Raw genomic sequence first — 24,486 nt, 5'->3', positions numbered from 1 at the left:
GTATTTAGTGAGCAGCTTCCCTACATAGTTGCTCCAAAAACTTGCATGCTCTAGAGCATGATGATATGTTGAGACCTCCGGGAAACCAGCCTTCTCCCCCGTCAACTCAAGATGCCGCCAACTATGCATTTAAACACTCGCTCCAAGCTCACTTCGTTCGCGTTGAAAACCCTCACAGGCGCGGTCGCCAGTGCTGTGTTTCTTTCTTCCTCAGCATACGCGGCGGGTCTCGGTAAACTGACCGTCCTGTCCGCGCTTGGCCAACCCCTGAACGCAGAGATCGAACTGACCTCGGTTGCCAATGATGAAGCGAGCGGTTTGGTCGCCAAGCTGGCCCCGGCGGAAGCCTTCCGTCAAGCCAATATCGATTTCAATCCCGCCTTGCTGTCGCTGCGTTTCAGCGTCGAGCAGCGTGGCGGGCGCCAGTTCATCAAAGTCACCTCGTCGCAGCCGGTTAACGAACCGTTCGTCGACATGCTGCTCGAATTGAGCTGGGGTTCGTCGGGCCGCCTGGTGCGCGAATACACCTTCCTGCTCGATCCTGTCGAAATGCGCTCGACCCAGACCGCGCAAGTATCCGCGCCGGTCGACGTGCTCTCGCAGGGTAGCCGCGCCACTGGCGCCAAACCGAATTCCAAGGCCGACAAGGCTGCCGCCAAAGCCGCAGCCGCCGCTTCCGCAGCCGCCGCCAAGGCGGATGCCAAGGCAGACGCCAAGGCGGAGCAAAAAGCCGACGCCGCCCCGGCCGAGCCAAAATCGCAGGAGCCGCGCCGTGCAGGCGGCGGCGCCGGCAAGAATGCGGGCGACAGCGAATACCAGGTCAAGCGCGGCGACACGCTGGGCAAGATCGCAGCGCAGATCAAGCCGGCCGATATTTCGCTCGACATGATGCTGGTCGCACTGTACCGCGCCAATCCGGACGCGTTTGCAGGCAGTAATATGAACCGCCTGAAATCGGGCCAGATCCTGTCGGTGCCGGAAGCGGCCGCGATCAAGGGTTCGGACGGCGAAGCGCGTGGTGTCGTGGTGGCCCATGCCGCCGACTTCAACGCCTACCGCAACAAGCTGGCCGGCCAGGTCGCCAGCGGCGCCGCCGACAAGCAAGCTGAAAAGACCCAGAGCGCGACCGGCAAGATCACCGCCAAGGTGGCCGAGCGCCCGACCGCCGCCAACGAATCGAAAGACCAGCTCAAGCTGTCGAAAGCGACCGGCCCGGCCGACGCCGCCGCCGGCAAAACCGGCGTGCTCACGCCGGAAGACAAGATCGCCAAAGAGCGCGCCATGGCCGAAGCGACCAAGCGCGTCAAGGAACTTGAAAAGAACGTTGGCGACCTCGAAAAGATCGTGACCGTCAAGAGCAAGAACGGCGCCGCCGCCACTACCCCGGCTGTTCCGGCTACGCCGGCTGTTGCGCCAAAACCGTCGATCACCGAAGCGGTCAGCACCAAGCCGCCGGTCACCCCGCCAGCGGTCGCCACGCCGCCAGCGGTCGTCACGCCGCCAGCGGCGCCGGTGCCAGCGGTCACGCCACCCGTGGCCAGCACGCCAGTAGCCAGCACGCCCGCGGTCACCCCGCCGGTGGCGGCCGACACGCCGCCGGCAGTCGCCCCGGTTGCGCCGGTCGCCAAGCCGGTCGTCAAGCCGGCGCCGCCGCCGGACGATCCAAGCTTCTTCGATATGCTGATGGAGAACATCGTCCTCGTTGGCGCTGTCATCGTCGCCCTGCTCGCGGGCCTGTTCGGCCTGTCGAAATGGCGCGAGCGCAAGCAGGTCGAGCGCAATCCGTCGGAGCCGTCTATCCTCGGCGCGCCGACCGACCAGGCGCACTCCCTGTTCGCCGAAACCGGCGGCCAGAGCGTCGACACCAACAACAGCGTGTTCAACTCCAGCTTCGCCCCATCGGCCAGCCAGCTCGACACCAATGAAGTCGATCCGGTCGCCGAAGCCGACGTCTACATCGCCTACGGCCGCGACGCCCAGGCTGAAGAGATCCTCAAGGAAGCGCTGCGCACCCATCCCGACCGCTACCCGGTCCGTCTGAAACTGCTCGAAATCTACGCTGCCCGCAAGGACCAGCGCGCATTCGAAAGCCAGGCCAGCGAACTGTATGGCATGACCAAGGGCCAGGGCGACGAGTGGGCGCAAGCTGCCGCACTGGGCCTGTCGATCGACGCCATGAATCCGCTGTACGCCAGCGCCGGCAGCAACGCGCCGGCCGGCGATGCGGGCCAGCCAGTGGTCCTGGCCGACCAGTTCGACGCCTCGGCGATCGACAACGGTCCGCACAGCGCACTGATGGACCTCGACCTCGACCTGGGCAAGGACGACACCGTGACCCCGGCGCCAGTCGTCGCTGCCGCGCCAGTGGCCAAGGCGCAAGAAGAGCACACGCTCGACTTCGACCTCGGTGGCCTGAGCTTCGAGCCAGTGACCAATACCGCGCCAGCGGCCACGCCGGCGGCGGAAGTGCTGGACGAGCATCACCTGTCGTTCGACACGCCGACGGCAGCCCCGGCCCGCGTCGACCTGGTCAAGGAACAAACGCCGGACATGGACTTCAACATGGACTTCAATGCGCCATCGACCAGCGCACCGGCGGCCAGCACGGTCAGCCAGTCCAAGCCGGCGGCCGATGATTTCGACCTCGATGGCATGAACTTCGAGTTGCCGCAGGACACGCCTGGCGCTGCGCCAAGCCTGGCCAACGGCGATCCTTTTGCGGCCGACCGGGCTACCAGGGCCGAAGCCGCGCCGGACTTCGACATGCATTCGCTTGACCTCGACCTGCCGGCCAACGCCAGCGCCGAAGCGACCGCACTGCCTGACTTCGACGATATCGGCAGCGCCGGCAATGCACCAGCGGGCGAACTGACGCCGGTCCAGATGGAGATGGAGACCAAGCTTGACCTGGCCATCGCCTATCAGGAGATCGGCGACAAGGAAGGTGCGCGCGAACTGCTCGACGAAGTCATCAAAGGCGGTAGTGCCGCCCAGGTGGCGAAGGCGAACGACATGCGTATCAAACTGGCATAATCGCTGTCTTGATGAACCACGGCTGTTACTGGACTTAGATTGAAGCGAATAGCACTGGGAGTCCAGTACGACGGTACCGCCTTCAACGGCTACCAGAAGCAGCCAGAGCGCAACACGGTGCAGGACCGGCTCGAAATCGCGCTCGAAAAATTCGCGCGCGTCGAGCTCGGTACCACCTGCGCCGGCCGTACCGATACCGGCGTGCACGCGCTCGAGCAGGTGGTCCACTTCGACACCGACCTTTCGCGCGGCATGCAGTCCTGGGTGCGCGGCGTGAACGCCTTTTTGCCCGACGCGATTGCCGTGCGTTGGGCCACCGAAGTGCCCGAGCATCCGGGGCAGGAATTCCACGCCCGCTTCGCCGCCTTTGCGCGCACCTATCACTACGTCCTGTACAATAATCCGATCCGCTCGCCGCTGCTGGTGGGCCGTGCCGGCTGGGTGTTTCGCCCGCTCGATGTGGACCTGATGCGCGCCGCCGCGCAATGCCTGGTCGGCACGCACGATTTTTCCGCCTTCCGTTCCTCGCAGTGCCAGGCCAAGTCGCCGGTCAAGCAGATGCACGCGGTAAACATCGAGCGCCATGGTGAAGTCATCGTGTTCACCCTGCGCGCCAGCGCCTTCCTGCACCATATGGTGCGCAACCTGATCGGCTCCCTGATCTATGTCGGCCAGGGCCGCCACGCGCCAGCATGGATGCGCGATGTGCTCGAAGGGCGCGACCGCAACGACGCCGCGCCCACCTTCATGCCCGATGGCCTGTACCTGGCCAAGATCGATTACGATCCTAAATGGGACTTGCCGCATGAGGCGGCCCGTCCACTGCCCTGGTTCTGAGGTCGCTCATGCAACGCACACGCATCAAGATTTGCGGGCTCACGCGCCCGCAGGACGTCCAGGCCGCGGTCGCCGCGGGCGCGGACGCACTCGGCTTCGTGTTCTACGCAAAAAGCCCGCGCTACGTGACGGCGGCGCACGCCGGCGCCTTGATGTCCGCCGTGCCGCCGTTTGTCTCCACCGTGGCGCTGTTCGTCAACGCCAGCATCGACGAGGTGAGGGCGGTGGCCGCCGTGGCGCCGTTCGCGCAATTGCAGTTCCATGGCGACGAAACGGTGGAACAGTGCGCGGCCATTGCCGCCGCCGTGGGCAAGCCGTTCATGCGCGTGTTCCGCGTGCGCCCTGAGACCACCGGCGCCGACCTGCTGGCCGAAGAAGCGCTGTGCCGCGCCGCCAGCCCGCTGTTTTCAAGCCTGCTGCTCGATACCTTTGTCGACGCCTACGGCGGCGCCGGGAAGGTGTTCGACTGGGCAGTCATTGCGCCCGAACTGGCGCCGCGCGTGGTCTTGAGCGGTGGCCTGGCGGTCGACACGGTGGCCGGCGCGGTGCGCCAGGTGCGCCCGTACGCGGTCGATATCAGCAGTGGTGTGGAACAGGCCAAGGGCATCAAGGATGGCGCTAAAATCGACGCCTTCACGGCCGCCGTGCGGATGGGCGACGAACAGGGCTGATAACAGGCTTGAAGCAGGGGCCTTACCCGCCTGATGCGTGGGCGCCACCACACGCGGCGCCAATTTGCTAGAATACGTTCAACAATACCGCACCACCCGTCGCCCGCATCCGGCTTTTGCCCCGGAGCACGTGACCTCCACGGTGGTGCAGGAAAGGCTGCGATGGTTTCTCATACCAAAAGAACGCGCGCCTCGGGTCGTTTTGTGTGGTGGCTCGGGCGTACCAAACGCGATTGACGCGGGGCAAGTTGCGTCCCGTGTTTTACCAGCCATGACCGCCGCCTTTGCGCCGCGGTCTGTCAGCCGATATCACCTTCGAAAGCGAGTACCCCATGAAAGACGCACCTGCGCGCGCTGCGGCAGCCCCGATTTTCCAGACCACCGACTACCAGCTGCCCGATGCGCGCGGCCACTTCGGCCCCTACGGCGGTTCGTTTGTCGCCGAAACGCTGAGCCAAGCACTGGCCGAGCTGAAAGAAGCCTACGCCAAATACAGCCACGATCCCGAATTTCTCGACGAATTCCGCTATGAGCTCAAGCACTTCGTCGGCCGTCCGTCGCCGGTCTACCACGCCAAGCGCTGGTCCGAGCAGCAGGGCGGGGCGCAGATTTTCTTCAAGCGCGAAGACTTGAACCACACCGGCGCGCACAAGATCAATAACGTCATCGGCCAGGCATTGCTGGCCAAGCGCATGGGCAAGCCGCGCATCATCGCCGAAACCGGGGCTGGCCAGCACGGCGTGGCCACGGCCACCATCTGCGCCCGTTTCGGCCTCGAATGCGTGGTCTACATGGGCAGCGAAGACGTCAAGCGCCAGGCCCAGAACGTGTACCGCATGAAGCTCCTCGGCGCGACCGTGGTGCCGGTGGAATCAGGCTCGAAGACGCTCAAGGACGCGCTCAACGAAGCCATGCGCGACTGGGTCACCAACATTGAAAACACCTTCTACATCATCGGCACGGTGGCCGGCCCGCACCCGTACCCGATGATGGTGCGCGACTTCCAGTCGGTGATCGGCGAGGAATGCCTGGTGCAGATGCCGGAACTGACCGGACGCCAGCCCGACTACGTGCTGGCCTGTATCGGCGGCGGCTCGAACGCGATGGGGATTTTTTATCCTTACATCGACGACAAGAACGTCAAGTTGATCGGGGTTGAAGCGGCCGGCGAAGGGCTCGACTCGGGCAAGCATTCGGCCTCGCTCACGGCCGGCATTCCGGGCGTCTTGCACGGCAACCGCACTTACCTGCTGCAGGATGAAAATGGCCAGATCATCGAGACGCACTCGGTGTCGGCCGGCCTCGATTATCCGGGCGTGGGACCGGAGCACGCGTGGTTGAAGGACCTGGGGCGCGCGCAGTATGTGTCGGTGACCGACGACGAAGCGCTGCAGGCGTTCCACGACTGCTGCCATATCGAAGGCATCATCCCGGCGCTCGAATCGGCGCACGCGCTGGCATATGCGGCCAAGCTGGCGGCGACCTTGCCCAAGGACCAGCTGATCCTGGTGAACCTGTCGGGCCGCGGCGACAAGGACATGCACACCGTGGCGGAGCGGATGGGGCTCGATTTCAGCTGAGTTTTTGCTGCTATCCGACCTTTTCGACCACCCTACAAGAAAGCATCGCCATGTCCAGAATCGCACCAACCTTTGCCGCTTTGGCGGCCAGTAAAAAAACCGCGCTCGTCACCTTTATCACGGCCGGCGACCCAGGCCCCGAGATGACCGTGCCGCTGATGCACGCCCTGGTTGCCGGCGGCGCCGACATCCTCGAACTGGGGGTGCCGTTTTCCGATCCAATGGCCGAAGGGCCGGTGATCCAGCGCGCCTGCGAGCGCGCGCTCAAGTTCAACGTCGGCCTCGGTGACGTGTTCGGCTACGTGCGCGAGTTCCGCAAGACCAACCAGGGCACGCCGGTGGTGCTGATGGGGTATGCCAATCCGATCGAGCGGATCGGGCCCGATGCGTTTATCGCCAGGGCCAAGGAAGCCGGCGCGGACGGCGCCATCGTGGTCGATTATCCGCCCGAGGAGTGCGAAGAATTCGCCACGGCGATGCGCGCTTCCGACCTCGATCTGATCTTCCTGCTGGCGCCGACGTCGACCCCGGAGCGCATCGCGCAGGTGGCCAAATTCGGCAGCGGGTTCAGCTATTACGTCTCGCTCAAGGGGGTGACGGGCGCCGGCAACATTGACGTCGACGACGTGGCGCGCCGCCTGGCGCCGATTCGCGAGCACGTCAAGCTGCCGATCGGCGTGGGCTTCGGGATTCGCGATGGCGAGACTGCAAGAGCGGTGGCCCAGGTGGCCGATGCGGTGGTGATCGGCAGCCGCATCATCCAGGAGATCGAAGCCACGCCGAAAGAGCAGGCCGTGGAGGCCGTGCAGCGTTTCGTCGCGGGCATCCGCAGCGCGCTCGATCGCTGACTTCGGCCCGAAGCGCGCTGCCTGCTTTTTAGCGGCCTGGCAGCCGCTTCCTCAGGCAACCGCTTCAGGTCGGCCAGGGCCCGGTGTCAGCGGCGGCGGCGCGCCGTTGCCGCCAGCAGCCCAAGGCCGGCCAGCAGCATCCCGTAGGTAGCTGGTTCCGGCACCGGCGAGGTGGCCAGGGTCTGGGCCGAGGCGAACGCGCTGAAGGTCATCATGTTGGTGATCGAGGCGCTCGAACGGTTGTTGATCATATAGTCCACATGGGTGGCCTGGAACAGACTGGTGGTGCTCTCGCCAGGCATGTAGGTGGCGGCGAAGAACCCGTCCGGTCGGGGATAGCTGGTCGACTCGGGAACGTCCGGGAAAATCAGGAAATTCACGTCGGCATACGAGCCGCCGTCGATCAGGCCCGGGGCGCGCGCCGCAGTTGCATACAGGTCGGCCGTGATGCGCACCGCGGTGTTAGGGGACAGGATGAAATGAACGTGGCCCGACGTGGCCAGACTGCTCGCCTCGGCCTCGCCACCGGCGCTGCTGGCTTGCGCTTGCATCGCCAGGCCGTCGAACAAGCGGCCGGTCACGCTTGCCGAGGCGTTCAGCGCCGTGCCGGCGGAGGGTGCATACGATGCGCTGCGCTGGTACGGTTCAGACATTGTCTCGTTTTGCCGCTGCGTGTTGTGGTAGCCGCTGCGCTGGTCGGCCAGCTTCAACTCCGTGTACGGATCTTCAAAATAATAGCCGCCGGTGACGTTGAAATTGAGCGAAGGGGTGATGCCGTCGTTCAGATCGAGATCGATCAGCTCGAAACCGATATTGCTGACCGTGCCACTTGCGGTCGTCGCGGCGTACGAGGGCGCAGCTGCGGCCAGACTGAGAACGGCCGACAGGATAGCTGTGCGGTAGGTGTTCATGAACTCTCCGTTAAAAAAAATGCAATCTTAATCGAAGAGATAGCACAGCGCACGTGTTCTTTTTGCTTTCGTGTCGATCGTTTCCGCGTCAGACCTGGCAGAGCGCCGTGCAGGCAAAAGCGAACAGGCAAGTGCCCGGATGGTCGCCTTGGTCGTCGCCTTTTTCCACGCAATCATCTCTTGCTTATGGACTGTATTTTTTGCTTGTAAACCATGCTAATTCGTCCATTGTTTTGTCGAATGCTTTCAAAATAAAGATTGGACACCCGTACATACGGGGCATAGGATGGCCTCCGAGAACATATGAAAACGTTTTCATCCTTAACGCCACCAAGAAAAGCGAATCCCATGACCCTTTTGCACCGACTCTCGACGATTGCAGCCGCGTGCGCTCTCTGCGCCGCCGCTTCCGCACCGGCCTCGGCCGCATCTGAAACCTACCAATGGAATAGTGTCTCCATGGGCGGCGGCGGTTTCGTCTCGGCGGTGATCCCGAGCAAGACGCAAAAGGGCCTGGCCTACGCCCGCACCGATGTCGGCGGCGCCTACCGCTGGGACAGCACTAGCGCGCGCTGGGTGCCGCTGCTGGACTGGGCGTCGGAAGAGGAGACGGGCCTGCTGGGCGTGGAGTCGATCGCGCTCGACCCTAAAAATCCCGCCAAGCTGTACATGCTGGCCGGCATCAGCTACTTCAACAACGGCAAGACCATGATCCTGCGTTCTTCGGATTACGGCAAAACCTTCATCAAGACCGATGTGTCGGCGCTGTTCAAGGCGCACGGCAACGGCATGGGCCGCCAGACCGGCGAACGCCTGCAGGTCGATCCCGGTTCGAGCAACATCCTGTACGTGGGCACGCGCGCCAACGGCCTGTTCAAGAGCACCGACAGCGGCGCCACCTGGGCCCGCCTGTCCAGCCTGAACGTGAGCACCACGCCGAACGAAAACGGCATCAACTTCGTCGCGCTCGATCCGTCCAGCGTGGTGGGTGGCGCGGCCCAGCGCATCGTGGTCGGCGTGTCGCGCTTCGGCTACGTGGCCCCCAACCTGTACCGCAGCAACGATGGCGGCCAGACCTTTGCGCCAGTCGCCGGCGCCCCGACCGACCTGATGCCGCAACGCGCGGCGCGCGCCAGCGACGGCAACCTGTATGTCACCTACGCCAACGGCGCCGGTCCGCACGGTCACTGGGCGCAGCCGGAACCGATGGACCGCGGCCAGATCTGGAAATACAACGTGGGCACCGGCGCCTGGACCAATGTGACGCCGGCCGGTGTGGGCTCGGCGTTCAGCGGCATCAGCGTGGCGCCCGATAATCCGAACAAGCTGGTGGCCTCGACCGTCAACACCTACCAACAGCAGGGCAACGCCTGGGGCGACCGCATCTACACCTCGACCAACGGCGGCGCCAGCTGGACCGACGTGATCGCACGCGGCTTCGCCAAGGATAGCGCGGGCGTGTCCTGGGTCGGCGACAAGGCGATCCACTGGGCTGGAACGGTCGAGCTCGATCCATTCGATACCAAGGCGGCGTGGGTATCGTCCGGTAACGGTATCTTTAAAACGGCCAACATCAACGCCACCCCGGCCACCTGGACCTTCAATGTGGCCGGACTGGAAGAAACGGTGCCGCTCAACCTGGTCAGCATTCCGGGCGGGCCGCTGGTGTCGGCCATTGGCGACTACGATGGCTTCCGCCACACCGACACCACCCGCTACGCGCCGATCCACACGCCGTCGATGGGCACCACGACCGGCCTCGACTTCGCCGCGCGCAAGACCTCGGTACTGGCGCGTGCCGGCGGCAACGATGCGCCGGGCATGTATTACTCGACCGACACGGGCGTCACCTGGAAGAAAAGTGCGGTGATGAACGGCAAGAATGGCCAGGTCGCGCTCTCGTCGGACGGCGCCGTGCTGCTGCACAGCCCCGACAATTCGGCCACCAGCTACCGCTCGACCGACTTCGGCGCCAGTTGGACCAGCGTTAGTGGCTTGAACGCGAGCAGCGCCCGCCCGGTGGCCGACGCTGTTAACCCGCGCAAGTTTTATGCGTATGACAATGGCCGCGTGTTCGTCAGTACCGATGGCGGCGTGTCCTTCGCACCAAAAGCGAGCTTGCAATCGGGCGGCTCGAAAGTCATCCGCGCCGTACCGAACCGCGAAGGCGAGCTGTGGGTGCCCTTGAACGGCGCGGGTCTTGCACGCTCGACCGATTCGGGCGCGACTTTCAGCAGCATCGGCAGCGTCAGCTACGCGGGCGCGGTCGGCTTCGGCGCCGCGGCTGCGGGCGCAAGCTTCCCGGCGGTATATATATGGGGTACGGTGGGCGGCGTGAAGGGCGTGCACCGATCAAGCGACGCCGGCGCGACCTGGGTACGGGTCAATGACGATGCCCACCAGTACGGCGGCCCGGCCAACGGCCAGTTTGTCGTCGGCGACATGAACCGTTACGGCGTGGTGTATATGAGTACCGCCGGACGCGGCATCGCCATGGGCGTGCCTGGCGGCGCCACCACGCCGCCGGTCGATCCACCGCCACCGGTCGAACCACCGCCAACGCCGACGCCAACGGGTCAGTGCGTCTACCAGGTGCGCAGCCAATGGCCGGGGGGATTTAACGGGGCAGTGCAGATCACCAACCGCGGCAGCGCCGCCATGAACGGCTGGAGCGTGAGCTGGACTTATTCGGATGGCTCGAAAGTGGCGAGTATGTGGAATGCGGTCTTGAGCGGCAGCAATCCGTACACCGCGAGCAATGTCGGCTGGAACCCGGTGATCCAGCCTGGTCAGACAGTCGAGTTCGGCTTCCAGGGGACCAGCGGCAGCACCGGTAGCCAGGTGCCGGTGCTGGGCGGTTCGGCCTGTGCCAAGGCAAAAAAGTAAGCGCTTACTCCGGGTCACGCGTGTGCGATGTGAATACTCACTAGCGCCGCAACGCAGCCGGATCGATGATTCGGCTGTTTCTTCCTATACCCAGCCCTGGCACCACAGCGTGTCGTCGCGCAGGGTTTCCCATGCGATGCGCCGCGTTTGCCGGCTGTGCACGGCATCGATATCGACCCATTCCACAGGGCCGCCCGGCGCCTCGGGCTCGACCACCTTGATCACGAGAAAATGCTTCTCCTTGTTGACAGGGGCCAGAGCCGTCCATTTCGAAAGCAGTAATTTTTTAGGATGCAAGGGATTCATGCCCGGAGCATAGCGCATCGCATGAGTTCGCGCCGCACGGGGAACCCTTCGACACCTTACGCGTCGAACAGCAGTACCAGTAGTGAAAACAATGTCAGATAAGCAATTTCCATCCCGTTGTGTTCGACAAGCAGTGTCTTACCGGCTAAACTACCGACCACTAAGATGCCGCAGAAGGAGAATGTATGAGTTGGTTAGAGAAACTACTGCCCCCACGAATCCAGCGTTCCGACGCTGCCGCGCGCAAGACCATGCCCGAAGGCCTGTGGGTCAAGTGCCCTTCCTGCGAAGCCGTTTTGTACCGTACCGACCTCGAATCGAATCTTCACGTCTGCCCGAAATGCAGCCACCACATGCGCATCCGCGCACGCGAGCGCCTTGACGGCTTGCTCGACGAAGGCGGCCGCTACGAAATCGGCCAGGAAACCCTGCCGGTCGACACGCTCAAGTTCAAAGACAGCAAAAAATACCCTGAGCGCCTGAAAGCGGCGATGGAAGCGACCGGCGAGACCGATGCGCTGATCGTCATGGGCGGCGCCATCATGAGCCTGCCGGTGGTCGTGGCCGCCTTCGAATTCGAATTCATGGGCGGCTCCATGGGTTCCGTGGTCGGCGAGCGCTTCGTGCGCGGCGCCCAGATCGCGATCGAGCAAAAAGTGCCGTTCATCTGCATCACCGCCACCGGCGGCGCGCGCATGCAAGAGGGTTTGCTGTCGCTGATGCAAATGGCAAAAACCACCGCCATGCTGACCAAGCTGTCCGAGAAGAAGCTGCCGTTCATCAGCGTGCTGACCGACCCGACCATGGGCGGCGTGTCGGCCTCGTTCGCCTTCATGGGCGACGTGGTCATCGCCGAACCGAAGGCGCTGATCGGCTTTGCCGGCCCGCGCGTGATCGAGAACACCGTGCGCGAAAAGCTGCCTGAAGGCTTCCAGCGCGCCGAATTCCTGGTCACCAAGGGCGCTGTCGACATGATCGTCGACCGCCGCAAGATGCGCGAAGAAATCGCGCGCCTGCTGGCGCTGCTGCAAGACCAGGCGGTTGAAGTCCTGGCTTGATCGCCTTTCCTGGCCGGGACTAGTCTGACTGGCTCACGCCAGTCGTTTCATCGCGGTTCATGGCGGACGGGCAGGCTTGCCCGGCTCCCATGAGCCGCCGCCGTTTTTACAGGTTCACTCCATGTCCACACTCCCCACCACCTTGCCCGCCTGGCTGGCCCTGCTCGAATCGCGCCACGCCGAAATCCACATCAACATGGGTCTCGACCGTGTGCGCCAGGTCAAGCAGCGCATGGGTCTCGCGTTCAGCTGCCCGGTCATCATGGTGGCCGGTACCAACGGCAAGGGCTCGACCTGCTCGATGCTGGAAGCGATCCTGCTGCGCGCCGGCTACAAGGTGGGCCTGTACATCAAGCCGCACTTCCTCGACTTTAACGAGCGCGCCCGCATCAACGGCGACCTGGCATCCGACGAGGCCCTGATCGCCAGCTTCAACGCGGTCGAAGCGCAGCGCGGCGAGACCGACCTGACGTACTTCGAATTCACCACCCTGGCCATCATGCACCTGCTGGCCGGCTCGAAGCTCGACGTGGCCATCCTCGAAGTGGGCCTGGGCGGGCGCCTGGACGCGGTCAACGTGATCGACGCCGATGTGGCCATCGTCACCTCGATCGATATCGACCATACCGACTTCCTGGGCACCACGCGCGACGAAATCGGCTTTGAGAAAGCCGGCATTTTCCGCCCCGGTAAAGCGGCCATCTGCAGCGACCCGGTGCCGCCGGCGTCGCTGGTGGCGCACGCCGAAGCGATCGGCGCCGACCTGTGGCTGCTGGGCCGCGACTTCAATTATTCCGGCGACAAGCAGCAGTGGAACTACGGCGGGCGCGAACAGCGCCGCAATTCGCTGGCCTACCCGAGCCTGCGCGGCGCCAACCAGCTGCTCAACGCCGCGGCCGCGCTGGCCGCGCTCGAAGTGCTGCGCCTGGTGCTGCCGGTAGGCGCCCAGGAAGTGCGCACCGGGCTGGTGGTGGTCGAGCTGCCGGGGCGCTTCCAGGTGCTGCCGGGACGCCCGACCGTCATCCTCGACGTCGCCCACAACCCGCACGCGGCGGCGGCGCTGGCCCAGAACCTCGGCAACATGGGCTTCCATCCCTACACCTACGCCGTGTTCGGCATCATGCAGGACAAGGACATCGACGGCGTGATCGCCCCGATGGCCCAATACGTCGACCACTGGTGCGTTGCCAACTTGCCATCGCCGCGCGCGGCCGACCCGGAAACACTGGCCGCTACCCTGGCGGCGCTGCCGCCTGGTGACGCCAAACCGGGCGAGCGCAGCGTCAATACCTTCGCCGATCCGGCCGCAGCTTTTGCAAATGCAATGAGTCGAGCCGGGGAGAATGATAGAATTGTGGTCTTTGGCTCCTTCTACACCGTCGCCGGTGTGATGGCTGCCCGAAAATCCTCACATCACTGAAGAAAAACGCATGGGCTTGTTCTCGTTCCTCAATAAAAACAAGCAAGAATCCACGGAAGATAGTGGCTATTATTCCAAGTCGGACGACGACACCGTCGCCGCCCGTGCCCGTTCCAAACGCGCATCCAGCGCCAACGAACCCGCAGCGCGCCGCAGCAAGGAAGCGCGCGCCGCCGCCGATCCTGTTTTGCCCGAGAAGAAGCGCGCGCGCCGCCGCCTGGTAGGCGCTGTTGCGCTGGCGCTCGGCGTGGCGGTCGGCTTGCCGATGGTGCTCGACTCCGAACCGAAGCCGCTGGCCGGCGATATCGATATCCGCATTCCTTCCAAAGACAAGGTCGCACCGCAGGCCCAGCCGCGCGCCGTGGCCGCCGCCGATGCGCTCGACAAGCGCGAAGAAATCGTCGAGCCGCCGCCGACCCCGCTGGTGACGCTGCCGAAAGAGCGGCCCGTCCCAAAGGAAGCAAAGGAAGTGGCCAGGCCCGTGGTCAAGGCGGAACCGAAGCCGGAACCGAAGCCGGAACCGAAGCCTGAACCGAAGCCGGTTATCAAGCCCGAGCCGAAAGTCGTCGCCAAGGTCGAGAAGCCGAAACCCGAGCATAAGGTAGAGCACAAAGTCGAACCGAAGGTCGAGCCCAAGCCCGAACCGAAGCCGGAGCCGAAAGTCGCCGAGGTCAAGCGCGTCGAAAAACCGGTCGAAAAAGCCGTCGAGAAGCCGCTTGAAAAACCGGTCGCCAAGGCGCCGCCCAAGGTCGAGGAAAAGGAAAAGCCGGCCGTCAAGCCGCCGGTGCCGGACGCCCAGCGCGCCATGTCCATCCTCGAAGGCAAGGCGCCCGAGAAAGCGGCCGACGACAACCAGCGCTTCGTGGTGCAGGTTGCGGCGCTCGCCACCCAGGAAAAAGTCAACGAATTGCAGGCCAAGCTGGCTGGCGCGGGCATCCGCTCGTTCACGCACAAGACCTCGACCCAGTCGGGCGACCGGATTCGCGTGCAGGTGGGACCGTTCAACAGAGATGAAGCCGAAAAAGTGCGCGCCAAGTTAAGCAAGATGGGACTGTCGGGCATCATGGTTCCGGGCTGATGGCGCGGATGCGGGCGGACGCAAGGTGACCGAGTTCGATTACGTGGTGCTGGTAATCCTGGTGCCATCATGCGTCATCGGCATCCTGCGCGGCCTGGTCAAGGAAATCCTGTCGTTGATCAGCTGGGTGGTGGCCTTCGTCGTCGCCAACGCCTTCGGCGCCCAACTCGCGCCGATGTTGTCCATGATTCCGGGCGAGACGGTGCGCCTGATGGTGGCCTTCGTGGCGCTGTTCCTCGGCGCCCGCATCGTGATGGGACTGATCATGATGGCGGTCGACCTGATGGTCAAGGCCACCGGATTAAGTCCGGTGAACCGCTTGCTGGGCGCCGTGTTCGGGCTCGCGCGCGGGATTGTGATCGTGCTGGCCGCCGTGATCTTGTGCGGCATGACCGATCTGCCCAAGCAGGCATTCTGGACCGGCGCGCTATCGAGCCCCATGGCGGAACAGGGCGCGCGCTTGGTAAAGACATTTTTGCCGCCCGAGTTGGCGCGGCATGTACAGTTTTGACATTTTTTAAAATCAGTAGTCTCTAGGAGCGCTTCATGTGTGGCATCGTCGGCGTCGTCTCGAATAACCCCGTCAATCAAGTGCTGTATGACGCTTTGCTGCTGTTGCAGCACCGCGGTCAGGATGCGGCGGGGATCGCAACCAGTCATTCCAATATGTTTTCCATGCACAAGGCCAATGGCCTGGTGCGTGACGTTTTCCGCACGCGGAACATGCGTTCGTTGCAAGGTAATTCGGGCATCGGCCACTGCCGCTATCCGACCGCCGGTTCGTCCAGCGAGGAAGAAGCGCAACCGTTCTACGTGAATGCGCCGTTCGGCATCACCCTCGCGCACAACGGCAACCTGACCAACCAGGAACAGCTCAAGTCCGAGATGTTCCGCAACGACCGTCGCCACATCAACACCGATTCCGACTCGGAAGTGCTGCTCAACGTGCTGGCGCATGAAATCCAGGAATCGACCACCGGCTTCACGCTCGATCCCGATTCGATCTTCAAGGCGGTGGCCGCGGTGCACCGACGCGTGCGCGGCGCTTACGCCGTCGTCGCCCAGATCGCCGGCCATGGTCTGCTGGCGTTCCGTGATCCGTTCGGCATCCGTCCGCTGTGCATCGGCACCAACGAAACCGACAACGGCACCGAATACCTGGTCGCCAGCGAATCGGTGGCGCTCGAAGGCATGGGCTTCCGCTTCCTGCGCGATATCGCGCCGGGCGAAGCGGTTTTCATCGACATGGACATGAAGCTGCACGAGCGCCAGTGCGCCGACAATCCGTCGCTCAATCCATGCGCGTTCGAGTACGTGTACCTGGCCCGCCCGGATTCGATCCTCGACGGCGCCTCGGTCTACGCCACGCGCCTGAAAATGGGCGAGTACCTGGCCGACAAAGTACGCCAGCAATTCAAGTCGGGCGAGATCGACGTGGTCATGCCGATTCCCGATTCCTCGCGTCCGGCCGCGATCCAGCTGGCGCTCAAACTGGGCGTGGAGTACCGCGAAGGCTTCATCAAGAACCGCTACATCGGCCGCACCTTCCTGATGCCGGGCCAGGCGATCCGCCGCAAGTCGGTACGCCAGAAGCTCAACGCCATCGGTTCCGAATTCAAGGGCAAGAACGTGCTGCTGGTCGACGATTCCATCGTGCGCGGCACCACCAGCCAGGAAATCGTGCAGATGGCGCGTGAAGCGGGGGCACGCAACGTGTTCTTCGCATCGGCCGCGCCGCCGGTGCTGTTCCCGAACGTGTACGGGATCGACATGCCGACCCGCGATGAACTGATCGCCTACGGCCGCAGCACCGAGGAAGTCTGCCGCGAGATCACGGCCGACGCCCTGGTCTACCAGGATGTCGATGCGCTCAAGCGCGCGATCTCGGACGTCAATCCGGCCTTGACCAGCTTCGAGGCGTCCTGCTTCGACGGCGTGTACGTGACCGGCGACGTGACGCCCGCCTACCTGGACCGGCTGGAATTTGCGCGCCACAATCCGAAAGCCGCACCGGCCGAAGACGCGGCGCGCACCCAGCTGAACCTGAACCTGGCGAACGCCGAGTAACGGATGAGCGAGAAGAAAAGCTACGGCTTCACCACGACCATCCTGCACAACGACCGGCAAAAGCCGATCGAGCATGGGTCGCTGCACAAGCCGATCCACACCTCGGTCACCTTCGGCTACGACGACGCGCGCCAACTGGCGTCGGTGTTCCAGGGGAAGGAAGCGGGCTTTCGCTACGGCCGCCAGGGCAATCCGACCATCTCCGCGCTCGAAGACAAGATCACGAAGATGGAAGACGGCGTGTCCACCTTGTGTTTTGCGACCGGCATGGGGGCCATCGGGGCGGTGTTCCAGGCGCTGCTGCGCGCCGGCGACCATATCGTGTCGTCGTCGTTCTTGTTCGGGAACACCAACAGCCTGTGGCAAACCGCCGCGGGGCAGGGCGTGGAGGTGGCGTTCGCCGACGCGACCGACGTGGCCAACGTGGAAGCTGCGCTCACGCCGGCCACGCGCCTGGTGTTTTTAGAGACCATCGCCAACCCGCGTACGCAGGTGGCGGACCTGGCGCGCATCGGCCAGCTGTGCAAGGAACGCGGCATTTTGTTCGTGGTCGATAACACCATGACCTCGCCCTACCTGTTCCGGCCTAAAACGGTCGGTGCGGGACTGGTGGTGAACGCGCTGACCAAGTCGATCGGAGGCCACGGCAATGCGCTCGGCGGCAGCCTGACCGACACCGGCGCGTACGACTGGAGCGCTTTCCCGAACATCGCGGCGAACTACAAGCGCAACCCGCCGGCGCAGTGGGGCATGGCGCAGTTGCGCGCCAAGGCCCTGCGCGACTTCGGGGCCTCGCTCGCGCCGGAAGCGGCGCACCATATCGCGGTGGGGGCCGAAACGCTGGCGCTGCGCATGGAGCGTGCATCAAGCAATGCGCTGGCGGTCACGCGCATGTTAGAGGCCGACGAGCGCGTGGTGGCGGTGTACTACCCCGGCCTGGCCTCGCACCCGCAGCATGCGCTGGCGACCGATCTGTTCAAGGCCTATGGCTCGCTGTTCAGCTTTGAACTGAAAGACGGCATCGACTGCTTCGACTACCTCAATCGCCTCAAGCTCGGCATCTCGGCCAGTAACCTGGGCGATACGCGCACCCTGGTCATTCCGGTCTCGCACACCATCTTCTACGAGATGGGCGCCGAGCGGCGCGCCAGCATGGGTATTGCCGAATCGCTGATCCGGGTGTCGGTCGGCATCGAAGACACTGCCGACTTGCTCGACGATTTTCAGTCGGCGCTGGCCGGCTAGCTTTCATTCCCCAGGGTGTGCAGCAGCGCATACAGCGCTGCCAGCCGCTCCGGCAGCATCGTCGGGTCGCTGCTTTTCACGCTCTCCATTGCCGCGGCCAGGGCGTCGGCGCAACGCGCCAGGCCCGCCGCGCGCAGGGCTGACGCCTGTTCCGTGGCGCGCGCCACGGCGCCGTCGCCCTGATGCCGCACTCCCTGGCGCAGGCTTTGCGCCAGCAGGTTCATCGTCCCTTCCAATAAGGCGTGCAGCGCGCTCTTGTCGTCGCCCTGGCCCCGCGCCAGGTTCACGGGCGTGCCTTGCGCCGCCAGTTGCGGCACCTGCAAGCCTTGCGCCGTCAACACCGCCAGCGGCGTCATGCTGAGCTGCCCGGCCTCGCTCGACACGCTTCCCGCCACCGCCAGCGGATCATCGGCCAGAGCGCGCGCCAGCGCATCGATGGCGCCCGGCGTGGCGGCGTCGTGCCGCAGGCGCAACAGCAACAGATTGTCATCCCCGGCGGCCAGCTGCACGCGTGCGCACAAGGTCTGGCTGGCGGCATCCCACAGGCAGTCGACCAGCGCCGCCACCGGCACCACATGCACATGCTCGATCGCGTGCAGCGGACGCACGAAATCGGGCGGCAGGGAGCGCAGGTGCGCGCGCAGGCTGGCCACGTCCGGCTGGCGCAGCGGGCTTGCCAGCGTGTCCCAGGCGCCGCCGGAGAGCGGCAGCGCCGACGTCTGCGTCGCGCCGGTGCCGACCGTCAGCAAGCCGTTGGCGCGCCGCTTGGCCGCGCGCGTGATGATCTGGCTGGCCGCCAGCCGGTGCAGCGGCATGCCGACCAGGCGCCGGTCGCGCAGGGCGACCGGGGTGGCGCCGCTGTCGGCGCGCGGCCAGGTTTTTTCCATGACGGTGACGGCCAGGGTGTCGGGATCGGCCCAGATCATGCGCACGCCGTCGACCGCCTCGTCGGACCAGCACTGGCTACCCATCGGCACCAGGCGCAGGTGGTCGAGCGCCACTTCGCCGGAAACGCCCATGCCGAGGATCTGGCTGGCCGGCAGCGGGGTGCGGGCACGCGCCGCGCCAAGGCGCGCCATCAGCATCGACACCAGGTGCAGCAGGGTGGCCGGATCGGCATTGCTGGCGCGCGCGTGCTGGCCGGCGACGGCCTGGCGTAGCTGGGTCAGTGCTTCGACCACCCAGCGCCATCCGAGCTGGCTGGCTTCCTGCAGCGCCTTTTCGAAGCGCGTATCCAGGATCAGGGGATTCTGGCTGGTGCCATCGAGCCAGAGCTGGGAGGCCAGCGCCACGATCGCCTCGACCGCGCTGGCGCCGTCCTGCACCGGCGTTGGCGCCGCGTCGGCGGCCAGGTCCAGCTCCACCGTCATGCTGGAAAAGCCCGGTTGCTGGCGCTCGCCCTGGGCAAACGCCCACACGGCCAGCGCGATGTGGGCGCAGTTCTCGGCCTGCTTGCAATCGCAGCGCGCCAGCGCCAGGCTGGTACGCGACAAAAAGCGCACGTCGCACATCGGCAGGCGGGCATTCGGCGTGGACCCGGCCGTGAGCCTGATCGCCGGGCGTGCGCCGGCCATGCGGCGCGCCTGGTCAAGCGTCACGCGCGGGAGCAGGTCCACCGCGCCGGCCAGGGTCGACGGGCACCACGGCACGGCGTCGGCGACTGCCTCGCTGGCGCCGCCGGCGTATTTCGACTGATAAGCCAGCACCAGGGTCACCCGGTGCCGGCACAGGCCCGTGGCGGGGCAACTGCAACGCGCCTCGCGCAGCGGCAGGCCCGGGGGCAGGGTGGTGGTGATGCCGTCGGGGTAGCGCGCCAGCACGGCGCCGTCGGGCTGCTGCTCGATCTCGGGCAGCTTGCCTTCGAAGACATCTTTCTGCGCGCGCTTCACAAAGCCCGCGTTCGACAGGGCGGTCAGCGCGTCCACGCTCAGTTCCAGCAAATCGGTACGGGTGCTCATTGCGCTATTTTCTCCGCCAGCCAGGCGGCCAACTGGCCCGGCGTCATGGCGGCGATGTGGGCGCCAACGCGCACCAGGCGCGCCGCCGTCTCGCGGTCGTAACTCGGATTGGCGGCCGAATCGAGCGCCGCCAGGCCCAGCACGGTGGCCCCGGCCGACACCAGCGCCTGCACGCGCCGCACCAGTTCCGTGTCATGGCCACCTTCGTAAAAATCGCTGACCAGCACCACCACCGTGCGTTGCGGATTAACTACCAGCGACTGCGCATACGCCACCGCGCCGGCGATATTGGTGCCGCCGCCAAGCTGCACTTTCATCAGCAGTTCGACCGGGTCGGATACATCGGCCGTCAGATCCACCACCTCGGTGTCGAAGGCGATCAGCGAAGTGCGCATGCCGGGCAGCTGCCACAGGCAGGCCGCCATCACCGCCGAGTGGATCACCGAATCGACCATCGAGCCGCTCTGGTCGATCAGCAGGATGATGTCCCAGCGCTCGGCATGGCGCCTGACGCGGCTGATAAAGGCCGGCCGCCTGATGTACAGTTTGCGCCGCTCCGGGTCCCAGTGTTTCAGGTTGCTCACAACGGTACGCTTGAAATCGAAATTGGCGGCCGCCGCGATGCGCGCCGGGCGGCGCCGGTCGCGGCTGCCCCCAAACGCCTGGCGCACTTCGGTCGCCAGTTTTTCCATGATGCGGCGCACCACTTCCGCCACCAGGCGGCGCGCCGCCGACAGCACCTCGGGGTTCATCAGGTGCTTGGTATGCAGCACGGCGCGCAGCAGCGCTTCGGATGGTTCGATCCGTTCCAGCACCTCCAGATTGGTCACCACGTCATCGATGCCGAAGCGCTCGACCGCGTCGCGTTCGAGACGCTCGATCACCTCTTGCGGGAATAATTCGTGGATGGCGTTGATCCAGTCGGGCGTGCTCAGTACCGACGCGCCGTCCGGCGAGCCGGTACGGTCCTGCGATTGCTGGCGTTCGCCGCGCGCCAGGCGGTCCGGGTCGCGCCCGTAGAGCCACTCCAGGGCATCATCGGCGGCGCTGGCCGCTCCAGGCGGGCAAGGGATGCAGCTTTCGGCGGCTTCGCCCAGCAGCAGGCGCCAGCGCACCAGCGGATCGGGCAGCGTCAATGATCCGCTCATGGTGCGATTCCCCAAATGGCCAGGCGCAAGGTGGCGGCGCGTTCGAGCGCATCGTGCCGCGCCAGCAGCTCGGGTGCCACGGCGAGAGGGCCGGTCAGCGAACGCTGCGAGCGATGGCCGGCGTCGTTCAGCTTGAGCACATCGACGGCCAGCGCGCCGCGCTCCTGGGTCGGCAGCCAGGTAAAGGCGGCGCGCATCGCCGGCATCGCCAGCACAAAATCGGCGTCGTCGAGCGCGCGCACCAGCGCGTCGAGCGCCTTGACGAAGCGCGCGTCGTCGCACAGTGACTGGCGCGCCAGTGCCAGCAGGCCGGCCAGCGCGTCGCCCACCAAGGCAGGGGGCAGGGACGCGAGCAGGTCGCTGGCCAGGGCGCCGGCATCGGGGTCGGCATCGCTGGCCAGCACCAGGCCGAGCGCCGCGCCACGGCTGACCGGCGCCGCATCCATGCTGGCGGCGACGCGCCGGCACACGGCCAGCGCGCGCAAGCCTTCGACGCCCGGCAGCATGGCGGCACGTGCTTCGCGCACCAGCATGGCGATGGCGCTGTAGGTGCCGATGTGGGCATTCTGCTCCATCGGCGCCACGCCACCGGCCGCTTCCGCCAGCCACAGGGCGCGGTCGAACGCGGCGCCGATGGCCGTTTGCAGCACCGCACTGCCGCTCACGCCGAGCGCGTCGCCGTGGCGGTACAGCGCAAACAGCACCTGCATCGGCGTACCGAGCTCGCCGAAGTGCGCTTCCTGGCCGATGGCGTCGTGCAGTTCATCGAGCAGGCGCTCGCTTACATCGGCAAGGCCGGCGAAGGCGGCGCGATTCAGGGCGCCGGTAATGGCGCCGATGCGGCTGCCGCCGGCGGGACGCTGGCGCAGGATTTCTTCGAGGCGCGCGCGCGCCGCGTCATGCAGGGTGGCGCCGTAGGTGGCCGCTTCGATCAGCGCGGCGCGCTGTTCGAGCGGTGCGCGCACGTCCCACGTTTCTTGCTGGCCGCGCCCGAGCGCCAGCTTGGGTCCGGCCGTGCGTACGATGCCAGGAATGTCGAGCAGGGCGAGGCGGTGCAGGGCGCGGCTGCGCGGACGCTGGGCCGGGTCGAGCAGGTCGATCGTGACCTGGCTTGGGATAACGATGCCGAGCGCCGCCAGTTCGACGTCGACGGCGGCCACCAGCGGCGGCTGCGGCGTGCCGGGCGCCAGTTCGCCGACGGCGTCGTCGGCCAGTACCGCCATCACTTCCACCAGCGCCGCATCGGTGCCCGCGCGCACGCGGCCCCGGTAAGTCCAGGGCAGCGGCACGTCCAGCGCCTGGCTGACCAGGCTGCCGGCCAGCGCATCGAGCCAGTCGCTGCGCAGCGGCGTCGGGTGCGCGCGCATGCGTGCCAGGCCCATTGCGCGGCTGTGGATCGCAATCACGTCGGCGGTGGAGGCGGGCAGTTTTTTCGCGCGCAGGCGCGCCAGCACGGTGCGCAGCAGTTCCTTGCCGGCGCCGGCCAGGCCGAGTGTCCACGCCCATTCGTACCAGGCGGGCGAGGACATGCCCGAGGCATAGCCGTCGTAGGCATCGAGGCGCTTGAAGTGGTAGGGCACCAGGTAGGAACCGTAGCGCAGGCCGGGTGCGTCGGGGGGCAGCGGCGTGGCCGGCTCGCTGGCGCAGTCGGCGGCCGGAATAGTGCGCCACAGCGCCGCCAGTGCCGGCGCATGGTAGCCGCCGCAGACCACCAGCACCGGGCCGTCGTCCTGGTGCATGGCCCAGGCGACATGGCGCGCCATCATCGCCTCGCGCGCCTGGTTGCCCGGCGAGCCGGGGTCGCCCGCGCGCAGGTTGGCGAAGTGCGCATCGAGCCGGGCCGACAGTTCATCGGGGGCCAGCTCAGCTTCGAACAGATGGTCCCACAGGGCGTCGCGGCCGTCGATCGCCATTGCGCGGCACAATGCATCTTCGTAGGCCTCGGCAGCGTCCGGCGCGTCGTCATCGTAGCGGTTCATGATGTGCGCAAAGGCGTCGTGCCAGGCCGGCAGGTCGATGAAGCGCAACTGTGCGCCACAGACGCGCGCGGCCTGCATGGCTTGCCATTCTGGCGAATGCAGCGCGAACGGCGACCACGAGGCGCGCCGCTCGATCGCGTCGTCGGCGGCCGAAAAATAGCTGTAGATCGCCAGCGGCAGCTTGTGCGGCAGCGCCAGTTCGCCAAGGCGCGTGTTGAAGTCGGCCGGGCCTTCGATCAGCACGTGGCGCGGACGCAGTTCGGCAATGCGCTGCACCACCAGGCGCGCGCAGGCGGGGCTGAAGTGGCGCACGCCGATGATCAGCGGCGCGCGTTGAGGCACGCGTGTCACGGCAGGCGGTGGCGCGCGTTGAAGTAGTCGCGCCAGTGATCGCCCTCGCGGCGCGCGACGCGCTGCTCGAAGTAGCGGCGAAGCTTGGCGCGGTCGTCCGGATTATCCTTGACCACGGTGCCGGCGATGCAGTCGACCAGGTCGGCCGCGTTGCCGGCGCGCTGTTCCAGGAACCAGGCGCGCACGCCGACCGCATGCGCCACGTTGACCGCTTCGGCGGTCGACATGACCGCCGCCAGCTTGTCCATACCGTCCGGCGCGCCCTTGCCGCCACCGGAACGCAGGTCACGGAAGGTCGACACCAGCAGGTCGAGGATCGGGCCAGGCACGCGATGCGGAATGCCGCTGCGTTCCAGCAGGCGGGCCGACGCCTGCTCCACCAACGCCAGTTCGTGCCCGAAGTCGAGGATCGGGAACACGGTCTCGAAGTCGAAGCGACGTTTGAGCGCGGCGCTCATTTCGTTGACGCCGCGGTCGCGCGTATTGGCGGTGGCGATGATGTTAAAGCCTTCGCGCGCGTACAGCATGGCGTGCTCGTTTTCCAGTTCGGGCACCGCCATGACCCGGTCCGACAGCATGCCGAGCAGGCAATCCTGCACCTCCAGCGGGGCGCGCGTGATTTCTTCGAAGCGCACGATCAGGCCGTCGCGCATGCCGTGGTACAGCGGCGCCGGGACCAGCGCGCGCGGGCTCGGTCCTTCGTTGATCAGGAGCGCGTAGTTCCACGAATACTTGATCTGGTCTTCGGTGATCGAGGCGCCGCCCTGGATGGTCAGGGTCGACTGCCCGCATACGGCGGCGGCCAGCAACTCCGACAGCATGGACTTGGCGGTACCCGGTTCGCCGACCAGCATCAATCCGCGCCCGGTGGCCAGCGTCACCAGCATGCGCTCGATGGCGGCGACCGGCGCCACCACCTTGCGTTCGATGCCGAGGGCCTCGTCGCCGCTGATGAAAGCGCGCGCCGCGTTCAGGCTCAGGGCCCAGCCGGGCGGGCGCGGCGCCTTGTCGGACTTGGCCAGTTTGGCCAGCTCGCCCGCGTACTGGATTTCGGCCGGTGGGCGCTGCATCGCTGCGGTTTTGGTTTTGCTCATTGCTGTGGTCCGACTC

General features: G+C 65.7%; 18 protein-coding genes. 12 read left to right on the top strand and 6 right to left on the bottom strand.

Translation table 11 applies throughout. The features are described 5' to 3' along the window. The first annotated feature begins 123 nt into the window (after positions 1 to 123). From F2P46_RS16595 to trpA, 5 genes are all read left to right on the top strand, one after another. Entirely contained in the window at positions 124 to 3,033 is a 2,910-nt protein-coding gene (locus tag F2P46_RS16595; protein WP_166891738.1) for a FimV/HubP family polar landmark protein, read from the top strand. A 39-nt stretch (positions 3,034 to 3,072) separates the two neighbouring features. Then, entirely contained in the window at positions 3,073 to 3,870 is a 798-nt protein-coding gene (truA, locus tag F2P46_RS16590) for a tRNA pseudouridine(38-40) synthase TruA (RefSeq protein ID WP_166891736.1), read from the top strand. 8 nt (positions 3,871 to 3,878) lie between these two features. Next, entirely contained in the window at positions 3,879 to 4,541 is a 663-nt protein-coding gene (locus tag F2P46_RS16585; protein ID WP_166891733.1) for a phosphoribosylanthranilate isomerase, read from the top strand. 332 nt (positions 4,542 to 4,873) lie between these two features. Then, positions 4,874 to 6,121 carry a tryptophan synthase subunit beta gene (gene trpB / locus F2P46_RS16580; protein ID WP_166891730.1) on the top strand — a complete coding sequence of 416 codons (1,248 nt, stop codon included), beginning with the start codon at positions 4,874 to 4,876 and terminating at the stop codon, positions 6,119 to 6,121. 50 nt (positions 6,122 to 6,171) lie between these two features. Further along, the gene (trpA, locus tag F2P46_RS16575; protein WP_166891727.1) at positions 6,172 to 6,969 is read left to right on the top strand and encodes a tryptophan synthase subunit alpha; all 798 of its coding nucleotides are present in this window, start codon (positions 6,172 to 6,174) and stop codon (positions 6,967 to 6,969) included. A gap of 86 nt (positions 6,970 to 7,055) precedes the next feature. Here trpA and F2P46_RS37695 read toward each other — a convergent pair whose 3' ends face one another. Continuing rightward, complete coding sequence (locus F2P46_RS37695) at positions 7,056 to 7,880, bottom strand: PEP-CTERM sorting domain-containing protein (RefSeq protein WP_229509324.1); 825 nt, start codon at positions 7,878 to 7,880, stop codon at positions 7,056 to 7,058. Positions 7,881 to 8,228: 348 nt separating this feature from the next. Here F2P46_RS37695 and F2P46_RS16565 point away from each other — a divergent pair, with 348 nt between their 5' ends. Then, entirely contained in the window at positions 8,229 to 10,766 is a 2,538-nt protein-coding gene (locus tag F2P46_RS16565) for a cellulose binding domain-containing protein (protein WP_166891724.1), read from the top strand. An 84-nt stretch (positions 10,767 to 10,850) separates the two neighbouring features. Here F2P46_RS16565 and F2P46_RS16560 read toward each other — a convergent pair whose 3' ends face one another. After that, a complete protein-coding gene (locus F2P46_RS16560; RefSeq protein WP_166891721.1) occupies positions 10,851 to 11,072 on the bottom strand; it encodes a TIGR02450 family Trp-rich protein in 222 nt (73 codons plus the stop codon). A 185-nt stretch (positions 11,073 to 11,257) separates the two neighbouring features. Here F2P46_RS16560 and accD point away from each other — a divergent pair, with 185 nt between their 5' ends. From accD to F2P46_RS16530, 6 genes are all read left to right on the top strand, one after another. Further along, positions 11,258 to 12,130 (top strand): acetyl-CoA carboxylase, carboxyltransferase subunit beta, encoded by an 873-nt coding sequence (gene accD, locus F2P46_RS16555; RefSeq protein ID WP_166891718.1) that lies wholly within the window; start codon positions 11,258 to 11,260, stop codon positions 12,128 to 12,130. A 121-nt stretch (positions 12,131 to 12,251) separates the two neighbouring features. Then, complete coding sequence (gene folC / locus F2P46_RS16550) at positions 12,252 to 13,550, top strand: bifunctional tetrahydrofolate synthase/dihydrofolate synthase (protein ID WP_166891715.1); 1,299 nt, start codon at positions 12,252 to 12,254, stop codon at positions 13,548 to 13,550. Between the two features lie 10 nt (positions 13,551 to 13,560). Then, positions 13,561 to 14,628, top strand: a complete 1,068-nt coding sequence (locus F2P46_RS16545) for an SPOR domain-containing protein (RefSeq protein ID WP_166891712.1) — start codon at positions 13,561 to 13,563, stop codon at positions 14,626 to 14,628. 25 nt (positions 14,629 to 14,653) lie between these two features. Continuing rightward, a complete protein-coding gene (locus F2P46_RS16540; protein ID WP_166891709.1) occupies positions 14,654 to 15,139 on the top strand; it encodes a CvpA family protein in 486 nt (161 codons plus the stop codon). Between the two features lie 35 nt (positions 15,140 to 15,174). Further along, the gene (purF, locus tag F2P46_RS16535) at positions 15,175 to 16,695 is read left to right on the top strand and encodes an amidophosphoribosyltransferase (RefSeq protein ID WP_166891707.1); all 1,521 of its coding nucleotides are present in this window, start codon (positions 15,175 to 15,177) and stop codon (positions 16,693 to 16,695) included. A gap of 3 nt (positions 16,696 to 16,698) precedes the next feature. Further along, positions 16,699 to 17,940 (top strand): cystathionine gamma-synthase family protein, encoded by a 1,242-nt coding sequence (locus tag F2P46_RS16530; RefSeq protein ID WP_166891704.1) that lies wholly within the window; start codon positions 16,699 to 16,701, stop codon positions 17,938 to 17,940. On the opposite strand, the gene F2P46_RS16525 is transcribed toward F2P46_RS16530, so the two are convergent. The 4 genes from F2P46_RS16525 to F2P46_RS16510 are packed head-to-tail and all read right to left on the bottom strand — an operon-like array spanning position 17,937 to position 24,470. Beyond that, positions 17,937 to 19,898 (bottom strand): SWIM zinc finger family protein, encoded by a 1,962-nt coding sequence (locus F2P46_RS16525; protein WP_166891702.1) that lies wholly within the window; start codon positions 19,896 to 19,898, stop codon positions 17,937 to 17,939. The two genes, F2P46_RS16530 and F2P46_RS16525, sit on opposite strands and share 4 nt — an antisense overlap. Then, positions 19,895 to 21,046, bottom strand: coding sequence for a VWA domain-containing protein (locus F2P46_RS16520; protein ID WP_166891700.1), 1,152 nt, complete (start codon positions 21,044 to 21,046; stop codon positions 19,895 to 19,897). The genes F2P46_RS16525 and F2P46_RS16520 overlap by 4 nt, the downstream gene beginning before the upstream one ends. Continuing rightward, positions 21,043 to 23,367: a DUF5682 family protein gene (locus F2P46_RS16515; protein WP_166891698.1), complete on the bottom strand. Its 2,325-nt coding sequence runs from the start codon at positions 23,365 to 23,367 to the stop codon at positions 21,043 to 21,045. The genes F2P46_RS16520 and F2P46_RS16515 overlap by 4 nt, the downstream gene beginning before the upstream one ends. A gap of 5 nt (positions 23,368 to 23,372) precedes the next feature. Next, positions 23,373 to 24,470 carry an AAA family ATPase gene (locus tag F2P46_RS16510; RefSeq protein ID WP_229477166.1) on the bottom strand — a complete coding sequence of 366 codons (1,098 nt, stop codon included), beginning with the start codon at positions 24,468 to 24,470 and terminating at the stop codon, positions 23,373 to 23,375. Between the last annotated feature and the right edge of the window lie 16 nt (positions 24,471 to 24,486).

It is taken from the genome of Massilia sp. CCM 8734 (genome assembly GCF_011682155.1).
GTDB lineage: Bacteria > Pseudomonadota > Gammaproteobacteria > Burkholderiales > Burkholderiaceae_D > Telluria_A > Telluria_A rubra.
The sequence above is the reverse complement of the archived record's forward strand: the minus strand, read 5'-3'. Positions and strand labels throughout refer to the sequence as shown.

Excerpts from the sequence above, each read along its gene's own strand:
- F2P46_RS16595 (WP_166891738.1), top strand. The coding sequence starts at position 124 with ATGCATTTAAACACTCGCTCCAAGCTCACTTCGTTCGCGTTGAAAACC.
- F2P46_RS16585 (WP_166891733.1), top strand. The coding sequence starts at position 3,879 with ATGCAACGCACACGCATCAAGATTTGCGGGCTCACGCGCCCGCAGGAC.
- trpB (WP_166891730.1), top strand. The coding sequence starts at position 4,874 with ATGAAAGACGCACCTGCGCGCGCTGCGGCAGCCCCGATTTTCCAGACC.
- trpA (WP_166891727.1), top strand. The coding sequence starts at position 6,172 with ATGTCCAGAATCGCACCAACCTTTGCCGCTTTGGCGGCCAGTAAAAAA.
- F2P46_RS37695 (WP_229509324.1), bottom strand. The coding sequence starts at position 7,880 with ATGAACACCTACCGCACAGCTATCCTGTCGGCCGTTCTCAGTCTGGCC.
- F2P46_RS16565 (WP_166891724.1), top strand. The coding sequence starts at position 8,229 with ATGACCCTTTTGCACCGACTCTCGACGATTGCAGCCGCGTGCGCTCTC.
- F2P46_RS16560 (WP_166891721.1), bottom strand. The coding sequence starts at position 11,072 with ATGAATCCCTTGCATCCTAAAAAATTACTGCTTTCGAAATGGACGGCT.
- accD (WP_166891718.1), top strand. The coding sequence starts at position 11,258 with ATGAGTTGGTTAGAGAAACTACTGCCCCCACGAATCCAGCGTTCCGAC.
- folC (WP_166891715.1), top strand. The coding sequence starts at position 12,252 with ATGTCCACACTCCCCACCACCTTGCCCGCCTGGCTGGCCCTGCTCGAA.
- F2P46_RS16545 (WP_166891712.1), top strand. The coding sequence starts at position 13,561 with ATGGGCTTGTTCTCGTTCCTCAATAAAAACAAGCAAGAATCCACGGAA.
- purF (WP_166891707.1), top strand. The coding sequence starts at position 15,175 with ATGTGTGGCATCGTCGGCGTCGTCTCGAATAACCCCGTCAATCAAGTG.
- F2P46_RS16530 (WP_166891704.1), top strand. The coding sequence starts at position 16,699 with ATGAGCGAGAAGAAAAGCTACGGCTTCACCACGACCATCCTGCACAAC.
- F2P46_RS16525 (WP_166891702.1), bottom strand. The coding sequence starts at position 19,898 with ATGAGCACCCGTACCGATTTGCTGGAACTGAGCGTGGACGCGCTGACC.
- F2P46_RS16520 (WP_166891700.1), bottom strand. The coding sequence starts at position 21,046 with ATGAGCGGATCATTGACGCTGCCCGATCCGCTGGTGCGCTGGCGCCTG.
- F2P46_RS16510 (WP_229477166.1), bottom strand. The coding sequence starts at position 24,470 with ATGAGCAAAACCAAAACCGCAGCGATGCAGCGCCCACCGGCCGAAATC.